The organism is Mesorhizobium sp. M4A.F.Ca.ET.090.04.2.1, assembly GCF_003999085.1.
In the GTDB taxonomy this organism is placed as follows: Bacteria; Pseudomonadota; Alphaproteobacteria; order Rhizobiales; family Rhizobiaceae; genus Mesorhizobium.
This window is the reverse complement of sequence record NZ_RZOT01000832.1, coordinates 1-1,490: the sequence shown is the minus strand read 5'-3', so window position 1 is coordinate 1,490 and position 1,490 is coordinate 1. Positions and strand designations below refer to the sequence as shown.

Sequence of the window (1,490 nt, the reverse complement as noted above, 5' to 3'; positions counted from 1 at the left end):
GTACCATTCCTGGGGCTCGCAGAATGCGTGGCTGAGGCAGATCACCAGCCAGAACCGGCTGTTCGTGCATGCAAAGACGGCCGCCAATCTCGGGCTGGCAGATGACGACTGGGTGTGGATCGAGAGCGTCAACGGCCGGGTGAAGGGACAGATCAAGCTGATCGACGGCGTCAACCCCGACACGGTGTGGACATGGAACGCCATCGGCAAGCGGCGCGGCAGCTGGGGGCTGAAGCACGATGCGGCGGAGAGCAATCGCGGCTTCCTGCTCAACCACATCATCGGCGACCAGACCGCGGCGGACGCCAATGGCAAGCGCTATTCGAACTCCGACCCTGTGACGGGACAGGCGGCATGGTTCGACGTGCGGGTTCGGATCGTCAAATGCGCGTCGCAAGAAGCGGGCTTCACCGAGCCGCAATTCGAGCGGTTCAGAGAGCCGCCACACTCCCACCCCTCGCCTGACATGCTTCAGTTCGGCGCCGAGTTCCGCACGAACAGGGAAGCCGCCGAATGACCTGCCTTCCCGCGCAAACCGACAAGAAGCTCGGCCTGGTGATCGACCTCGACACCTGCGTCGGCTGCCAAGCCTGCGTCACCGCTTGCAAGGAATGGAACACCGGCGGCCATATGGCGCCACTGACCGATATCGATCCCTATGGCGGGCATGTCGACGGCGTCTGGTTCAACCGCGTGCACGCTTATGAGCACACGACCGAGATGGGCGGGCGCACGGTGAACTTCCCGCGTTCCTGCCTGCATTGCGAGACGCCTGCCTGCGTCACCGTGTGCCCGACCGGCGCCTCCTACAAGCGGGCGTCGGACGGCATCGTGCTGGTCGACGAGGACAAATGCATCGGATGCAAACTGTGCAGCTGGGCCTGCCCCTACGGCGCGCGCGAGTTCGACACGCAAGTCGGCGTGATGAAGAAATGCACGCTCTGCGTCGACCGCATCTACAACGACAATCTGGCCGAGGAGGATCGCGTGCCGGCCTGCGTGGCGGCCTGCCCGACCAGCGCCCGCCATTTCGGCGATCTCGGCGATCCGGCGTCAGCCGTATCGCAGCTGGTGACGGCGCGCGGCGGCGTCGACCTGATGCCGGAACTCGGCTATCGCCCGACCAACAAGTATCTGCCGCCGCGCGCCCATACGGGACGCGCCGCCAGGGTGCCGGCGCCGGCGCTAGAGCCGGTGCGGGCCGAAGGCGGCTTCCTCGGCTGGATCGACCGCATGCTTTCGAACTAGCATCCCGGCCATGCATCCCGCTTTCTCCGTCGTCTTCTTCACCACTGCCACAGGCGCCGGCTACGGCCTGCTGGCGCTGCTTGGCGTGCTCGGCGGGCTGGGCTTTGTCGAACCCGACTTCTGGCTCGGGCTCGTCGGCATGGGACTGGCGCTCGGCCTGATCGCGGCCGGCCTTCTGTCATCGACCGGCCATCTCGGGCGGCCTGAACGAGCCTGGCGCGCCTTCTCGCAGTGGCGCAGTT

General features: G+C 66.2%; 2 protein-coding genes and 1 pseudogene. All 3 read left to right on the top strand.

Annotated features, from left to right (window positions below):
- Positions 1 to 517 (top strand): molybdopterin dinucleotide binding domain-containing protein (locus tag EN781_RS32380; protein ID WP_281034415.1); only part of this gene is annotated, 517 nt, incomplete at its 5' end.
- A complete protein-coding gene (locus EN781_RS32375) occupies positions 514 to 1,248 on the top strand; it encodes a 4Fe-4S dicluster domain-containing protein (protein ID WP_126056619.1) in 735 nt (244 codons plus the stop codon). The genes EN781_RS32380 and EN781_RS32375, both read left to right, overlap by 4 nt.
- A gap of 10 nt (positions 1,249 to 1,258) precedes the next feature.
- Positions 1,259 to 1,490: pseudogene (locus EN781_RS32370) on the top strand (dimethyl sulfoxide reductase anchor subunit); the annotation flags it as partial.

Excerpts from the sequence above, each read along its gene's own strand:
- EN781_RS32375 (WP_126056619.1), top strand. The coding sequence starts at position 514 with ATGACCTGCCTTCCCGCGCAAACCGACAAGAAGCTCGGCCTGGTGATC.